Annotated in this window: 8 protein-coding genes; all 8 read right to left on the bottom strand. The window is 34.8% G+C overall.

Annotation, left to right across the window (positions count from 1 at the left end; all coding sequences use genetic code 11):
* The coding region (locus D6734_10950; GenBank protein RMF93063.1) for a response regulator at positions 1-521 on the bottom strand (521 nt) is incomplete at its 3' end.
* Positions 522-533: 12 nt separating this feature from the next.
* Positions 534-1058: a chemotaxis protein CheD gene (locus D6734_10945; protein RMF93062.1), complete on the bottom strand. Its 525-nt coding sequence runs from the start codon at positions 1056-1058 to the stop codon at positions 534-536.
* The gene (locus tag D6734_10940) at positions 1055-1897 is read right to left on the bottom strand and encodes a chemotaxis protein CheR (GenBank protein RMF93061.1); all 843 of its coding nucleotides are present in this window, start codon (positions 1895-1897) and stop codon (positions 1055-1057) included. Before D6734_10940 ends, D6734_10945 begins: the two co-directional genes overlap by 4 nt.
* A 24-nt stretch (positions 1898-1921) precedes the next feature.
* Positions 1922-2443: a chemotaxis protein CheW gene (locus D6734_10935; GenBank protein ID RMF93060.1), complete on the bottom strand. Its 522-nt coding sequence runs from the start codon at positions 2441-2443 to the stop codon at positions 1922-1924.
* A 19-nt stretch (positions 2444-2462) separates the two neighbouring features.
* The gene (locus D6734_10930) at positions 2463-5126 is read right to left on the bottom strand and encodes a chemotaxis protein CheA (protein RMF93059.1); all 2664 of its coding nucleotides are present in this window, start codon (positions 5124-5126) and stop codon (positions 2463-2465) included.
* 1 nt (position 5127) lies between these two features.
* Entirely contained in the window at positions 5128-6132 is a 1005-nt protein-coding gene (locus tag D6734_10925) for a response regulator (GenBank protein ID RMF93058.1), read from the bottom strand.
* 11 nt (positions 6133-6143) lie between these two features.
* Positions 6144-6629, bottom strand: coding sequence for a chemotaxis protein CheX (locus tag D6734_10920; GenBank protein RMF93057.1), 486 nt, complete (start codon positions 6627-6629; stop codon positions 6144-6146).
* A gap of 50 nt (positions 6630-6679) precedes the next feature.
* Complete coding sequence (locus D6734_10915; GenBank protein RMF93056.1) at positions 6680-7051, bottom strand: response regulator; 372 nt, start codon at positions 7049-7051, stop codon at positions 6680-6682.
* Positions 7052-7093: the final 42 nt, after the last annotated feature.

The following is a 7093-nucleotide window of genomic DNA, read 5'->3' as shown; positions in this document are numbered from 1 at the left end:
ATTATCTCTTGAATCGCCTGCGGTCCCCCTGTGGATGCGCCAATTGCTATGATTTTATTAAAAGAAAGAAATGAAGGTTGAATTTTTGGAATGACTTGATTGATATCTTTTCTATAAATTTTGCCATTGATTTTTGCTATGGCCGCTGCCCTGATAGAATGAATGAGTCTTGTCGATACATCAGGCGTAGAATACATTGATCCGGGTTTGCAGATAACATCAACTGCCCCTAAATCGAAAGCTTTTATTGCAGTGGCACTGTTTTCAGGAGCAAGTGAACTCACAATTATAACAGGTATAGGATAATGAGCCATTAGTTTTTCGAGAAACTCCAATCCGTTCATTTTGGGCATTTCAATATCTAATGTTATGACATCCGGCTTCAATGCAACAATCTTTTCTCTTGCGGCATAGGGGTCTTCTGCTGTACCGACAACTTCTACATCGTTGAATTTGGATAATTCTTCAGAGAGAACTTTTCTAACAAGAGAAGAATCATCAACAATAAGAACACGAATCATAATATGATCCCCTTATTTGAAAACTTGAGCGCTTTTGTCTGTAGAAGCGTCAAACAAGACCTTATTTTCATAGCCATTTATTTTCAGAGAAACTCTACCGGTTGCAATTTCGAGTGTCATTGTTCTCGATTGAGTGCCGCCTATATCACAGGCTGCAAGAGATACATTATTTTTGTCGAGAAGTTTTTGAAGGATTGCAAAATTCCTTTCACCAATGTTGAAAACTTTGTTGTTGCTCATTCCCAGAGGATTTGCTCCGCCGCACACAGTTACAATTAGTCTATCTTTGGAAGCTCCCATCTCGTAACAGCTTATAAAAAGTTTAGGCAATCCCGTGTCAACAAACATAAAAGGTTTTTCCTTTGCTCTTTCAGGGTCGATATTGGAAAAAGGAAGCATTACATGAAGCATTCCACCTATATGAGCCAAAGGGTCATAGACGGTAATACCTAAACAGCTTCCCAGTCCATGGGTTATGATGATATCTTCTTTTGAAGAAGATATTTTCATATCTGCCAAACCAACTGTATGAATCATAATTTTGCCTTTTTTCTTCTTTCCGTTGCAGGCTTTTGGTATATTGCCGGCTCTATATATTCCAAAGATGTTTTGATTCCTGCTAAATTTTCTGAATGCCCCACAAAGAGATAGCCGTTCTCCTTTAACATTTCGAGAAAACGATTGATAAGTCTTTCTCGTGTTTCTTTATCGAAATAGATCATTACATTTCGGCAAAGGATCAAATCGAACGGACCTTTCATAGGCCAAGGGTCCATCAAGTTAAGTTTTGCAAAAACTACTGACTCTTTAATGATATTTTTTAGTATATATTTCGTTCCGTGTTTGCTTTTGATAGGTTTAAAGTATTGTTCTAAATAATATTCGGGGAGTTCTTTTATAGATTCTTTGTCGTAGATGCCCTCTTGCGCTTTATGAATCATTCTTGTTGAAATATCAGTTGCAAGAATTTTTACATTTGAAAGGTAAGATTCGGGCAAAATGCTATGGAGCAGCATTGCAATAGAATAGGGCTCTTCTCCTGAAGAACAACCAGCGCTCCATATGAAGTACTGTCTGTGTTTTATTTCAGGAATGACCACTTCTTTTATAAATTCAAAATGATGTTTTTCACGAAAAAAGTTTGTCTTGTTGGTTGTTAGAAGGTCTATGATTTCGTAAATTTCTCTTCCGCTTTTATCATTATTATAATAATTGAGATATTCATTTAATGATTTGAAATTTAGTGCTCTTATACGCTTCAGTAGGCGGGATCTTATCATTGATTCTTTTTCTGCAGAGAGATTGATGCCGCTTATTTGCTTTATTGTTTGAGCAATTTTTCCAAATTCGAATTTCTTTATCTTAGGTTTTTCCATAGTTTCTAAATTAAGATTGTTAATCTAAGAGATATTTTCTTCTGAATTTGCACTGCTGTTTTCAACTTCATTGAAATTAATTTCTGATAATTCATTGGTATTGACTACTTTTTCTATATCTACTATCAGGACAACTGATTCATTTGATTTTCCAATCGCTGAAAGATAATCAGTTATGCTATTGTCGCCAAATTCAGGCGGTTCATCTATTGATTCATCAGAGATATTTTTAACTTCAGATACTCTATCAACTATTAGTCCCATCAATTGTTTTGAAGTTCGTACGACAATGATACAGGTTTCATCAGTTGGTTCCAATTCTTCCATTCCAAATTTTAAGCGCAAGTCCATAACAGGAATGATTTTTCCTCTAAGATTAGTTAATCCCTTGAAGTAATTTGGTGTCCTCGGAACGGGAGTAATTGGCAGTAAAGCAATTATTTCCTGCACCGTTAATATTGGAAGCCCATATTCTTCTTTCCCGAGAAAGAAGGTTAAAAATTTTCCTCCTAATTTTTCGCTATGTTCGCTATGATTCTTTTCCATTTTAAACTCCTTTCAATATTTATAAATTTACCGTCCTTTTTCGCTTTGTTTCTTTTGCCATTTGAAAAAGCCCTGATGTATCGAGAATTAGTCCCACTCTTCCGTCAGCAAGAATTGCACCACCAGAAACTGAAGGCAGATTAATAAAATGATTACCTAAAGATTTTGCTACAACCTGTTGTTGTCCAAGAATTCCATCGACCAAAAGAATGTATGGATTTTGTGTGTCATTGATGATTATGGCAATTCCTTCATCTACGCTTTTTATATCTGGCGGAATTTTGAAGATTTCCGACAGCCTAAAAAAGGGATATATTTGATTTCGAAGGTTTATTATTTCCCCTTTGCCGGCTATTGTTGAGATCATATTTTCTTCCAGCTTGAAGCTCATTGAAATATTTATTGTTGGTATTATGAATCTGTGATTCCCACATTTAATGATCATTCCGTCTGTGATAGCCATTGTTAGAGGAAGGCGTATAGTGAATTTGCATCCTTTCCCTTTTTCTGAAGAAATAATTATCTTCCCTCTTAAGGATTCAATATTTTTTTTCACTACATCTAGTCCTACTCCTCGACCTGATATGTCAGTGATTTTTTCAGCAGTGGAAAATCCGGGTTCAAATATGCAGTTGAAAATTTCATTATCAGACAAATTTTCCTTACCTGTAAAAATTCCCTTGTTTATGGCTTTGTTAATGATTTTTTCTTTGTCCAGACCTTTCCCGTCATCAATGATTTCCAATACGACATTACCTCCCGAGTGGTAGGCGATAAGCTTCACAGTGCCTGTTCCCTCTTTTCCCATCTTTTGCCTTGTTTCCTTGTCTTCTATGCCATGGTCAACTGCGTTTCTCAGCAAATGCACAAGAGGGTCATTAAGGATATCGACCATATTTCTGTCAATTTCTGTTTCTTCTCCATTTGTGATGAAGTTAATGGCTTTTCCGCTTTTTCTTGAAAGGTCTCGAACGAGGCGTGTCATTTTTTGAAATGTAGGCTTTAATGGGACCATTCTAATTGCGAGACTAAGATCCTGCAATTCTCTTACAATTTTTCCGCAATGAGAAAGTTTTTTTTGCAGTTCTGATTGTTGTGTGAGCGATGTTGTGTCCTGCACGACCATTGAGTGGGCAATTACCAATTCTCCTACCATATCAATAAGTCTGTCAAGACGGTCGGTGCGTACCCTTACAGAAGAGTCCTGAGACTGAAATACTTCTGAAATTTTTTTCTGTTTTCTTATTGCTTGTGCAACATCTTTTACTGATGCAACTCCTGTTTTGACCAATTTAACCCCTATTGGCTCGTTTCCTTCTTTTGATGCTGCAGATTCTAAATCCTCCTTTGAGATTTTGCCTTCACCAACAAGAATTTCGCCAAGTCGCGGTACATCGCTTTCAATCTTTTTAACTGATAACAGTTCTTCAGGGTTGTCTAATTTTTTCAAGAAATTTATAAATCCTTCCGGCTCTTCTATATTCCCTCCATCGATTGATATTTGAATTAATTTCAGCAGTTCCTTTAAATAATCAATGGCTTGAAGGGAAATGTCGGCATAGGTTTCGCTGAATGATTTTTTTCCGTCTCGTACTGGAATTAATAGTGATTCAACCTTATGGCTAAGTTCAGAAATTGGTGTGATCCCAAGAAACGATGAAGTTCCTTTGATTGTATGAAAAGCTCTAAATATTGTATTTATTGCTTCTTTGTCATTAGGGTCAGTTTCAAGCTCTAAGAGTGATGCTTCAGCATTGCTGATATATTCATTGCATTCTTCAATGAAATCAGAAAGAAAACTTTTGTCTGATTCTTCTGAAAAAAGTGTAAATTGTTTTCCCCTTTGTTTATTATCATCAGTTTCATTGAGGGATTCTTTATTTTCCTCTGAAATTAAGTTTTCTTTTTCTTCCCTTGAAGTGGTAGGTGAAGATTCATTCAATGCTTGCTCGATTTTTGCGATAATTTCGTTTATTTCAGTTTCTTCTTTAAACGATTTTTTTTGTTTTATGCTTTCTGTCAGCGTAGAGATCATTTTTTTAAGAATATCTACTGATTCCAAGATGACATCAGCTATGGAAGGATTGTAATTGATCTTATTCTGTCTTACTGCATCGAGAAGGTTTTCTGATTTGTGGGCAAGAATATTCATTTTGGTTAGATTCAAGAATGCTGAATTGCCCTTTATGGTGTGAAAGGCGCGAAATATACTATTGAGAAGCTCTTCATCACAACTGTTGTTTTCAAGCCCTATTACTGATTCTTCAATGTTTTGAAGATGTTCTAATGCTTCAGCTATAAAATCATTGTAAAGTTCATAATCCTCTTCGGAAAAGTCAATAAGGGTGTCTTCCTCTTTTTTTGTATCATTATCAATAAGTTCAGATGATTTATCATTAGAACCATTTTCAATTTCTGAGATGACCAATTTTACTTGATTGATATATTCTTCATAACCTGAATTCGATGAATTACTGCTTTTTTCTTCATATTCGATGAGCTTATTCAATTTATCGATTAAACTATGAAGGCTTTTATCATCACATTTTTCAAGGGCTGATTTTAACTCGATAAGTTTTTCATTTAGTTCCTTGTTGAATGCTGAATCATCGCTGTCTGCTATAAGAAGCGCATTTATCTGATCGATTATCTTCTTTATTTTTTCACTTATCTGAAAAGACATTCTATTGCTCCATATTCATTTGAACTTTTTTAACTACAGTTTCCGTAGTCGTTGGTTTGACAATGATATCGTTTATTCCATTCGATAGCGCTTTCATCAAGATAGGTTTGGTTATGTTTTTGGATGATAAGATAACTTTTTTGCCTTTGCCTGCTGAATTGATTACTTCTTTACAGATTGAAATCCCCTTTTCAGGGTCATTTTCAAAATCTAAAAAGATGATGTCTGCCTCTTTGAGTTCTCCTTTTTGACTGATGTCGGAATCGCATTTACAGGAGAGTATTTCTGCTTCGATACTCTTTGCGGCTTCTGAATATGTTGTTTCACTTTCAGAGTCTAACTCTTCTGCCAACACGATTATCTTTCTTACTTTTTTTTCTTTTTTCTTTTCTGATTCCTCATCATCTTCAGCCAAACCTAAAATTTCTGCTCCTGTATCTAAAGGAATGAGAATAAAGAGCACTCCTAAATCATTTCCTTCAATGCTGATGGAGAATTCGTTTGAAAGATATTTCTCATTTTCATTTAATATATTGTTCCCGCTTTCCTCATTTCCCTCATTTATGAAATGTGCTTTCTTTATGAAATGAACTTTTTTAGGTGAGACAGGGTTGAATGCGCTGTTGAGTTTTGAAGCTATCTGATTTGCAATTTCTGATACAGTATCGATGTCATTTTCGTCATAATTTCCGCTTTTGATTTTTTCTTCTACATCATTTTCAGCCAATCCATTAACTATTCCTGAAATGGTGCAAACTTCCTCATAACTAAAGGATAGATATATTGTACCTTTAAATTCTTCATCTGAATTTAGTGTGCAAATAACTGCCTTTTTATTCTTTTCTGAAGTTAAAAATTCTTTTCCCTCAATCGTCGAGCTCTTTTTATGAAGTGATTTTATAGGCTTCTCTGAAAAAGTTTTGAATATTTCGTCTATATCCTTGTTAAAAGGTTCAAGGATATCTCCTATTTTTTCTTCAACTTTTTCAATCAGTTTTTCATCCATTTGCTTTGCCCTCAGGATGCTTTTTTGAGTTCTTTCTCCTTATGAGAGAGCAATTCGAGAAAGAAGTAGTCATCCTTTGATTTGAATTTTATTATCCTTTCTTTTTTAGAATGTTTTGTTTCATTGATATATTCAGACCAATTAAGATTTTTTGGTATGGATAGAGTGAATGTATGACCTAAATTGTTTATTTTATTCTTGAGTGTTCCGGCAATGATATTTGTCAATTCAGAAATGGCATCTTTTATTTCCACTTCTTCCAAAGTGTCTGAGGGATCTGTATTGAGAAGGGCAGATGTAATCTTTTGGGCAAAATTATTCGAGCAATGAAAAACAAGCGCTCCTTTTATTGTGCCATCTAATGTAATGATCGTGCTCATATGAATCTTATCGGCAAATTCATCCAATTTTTCCTGATATGTGTCTATGTCGTATGACATCATTGTTTGAAAAACTTCCTTAGTAGCTTCTGAAAGCATAGCTAAAATATTTTCCATTATCTCACTCCTAAGAATTCTACTTCTGCAAAGACATTGAAAATCATCTTTTAAGCGGCGCACAGATGTTCTATTTTCTTTTTAAAATCCTCAGCTGAAAAAGGTTTTACGATAAATCCCTTGGCGCCATTTTCTACTGCTTGGTTTACTGTATCCAAGCCGCCTTCACTTGTTACCATTATTATTTTTGTATCAGGAGAGATGTTGTTTTCTTTGACTTTTTTGACAAACTCGAGGCCATTGAGTTTGGGCATATTGACATCACATAGAACAAGCTGAACAGAATTTTCTTTGATTTTATTTAGTGCTTCTTCTCCGTCAGATGCTTCGATGATTTCTCCAATATCCAAATTAGATTGTCTTAAACTGCGTGTTAAGATTTTCCTCATTACGGAAGAATCATCTACAATCAATACATCCATAACTTATCTCCTTTTAATTATTGATAAATTTCACTAATTTAT

The sequence above is a fragment of the Candidatus Schekmanbacteria bacterium genome (assembly GCA_003695725.1).
Lineage (GTDB): Bacteria > Schekmanbacteria > GWA2-38-11 > GWA2-38-11 > J061 > J061.
This window is presented reverse-complemented; position numbering and strand designations above follow the sequence as displayed.

What these genes read in the sequence shown, in the direction of transcription:
- D6734_10945 (RMF93062.1), bottom strand. Translation starts at nt 1,058, where the DNA reads ATGATTCATACAGTTGGTTTGGCAGATATGAAAATATCTTCTTCAAAA.
- D6734_10940 (RMF93061.1), bottom strand. Translation starts at nt 1,897, where the DNA reads ATGGAAAAACCTAAGATAAAGAAATTCGAATTTGGAAAAATTGCTCAA.
- D6734_10935 (RMF93060.1), bottom strand. Translation starts at nt 2,443, where the DNA reads ATGGAAAAGAATCATAGCGAACATAGCGAAAAATTAGGAGGAAAATTT.
- D6734_10930 (RMF93059.1), bottom strand. Translation starts at nt 5,126, where the DNA reads ATGTCTTTTCAGATAAGTGAAAAAATAAAGAAGATAATCGATCAGATA.
- D6734_10925 (RMF93058.1), bottom strand. Translation starts at nt 6,132, where the DNA reads ATGGATGAAAAACTGATTGAAAAAGTTGAAGAAAAAATAGGAGATATC.
- D6734_10920 (RMF93057.1), bottom strand. Translation starts at nt 6,629, where the DNA reads ATGGAAAATATTTTAGCTATGCTTTCAGAAGCTACTAAGGAAGTTTTT.
- D6734_10915 (RMF93056.1), bottom strand. Translation starts at nt 7,051, where the DNA reads ATGGATGTATTGATTGTAGATGATTCTTCCGTAATGAGGAAAATCTTA.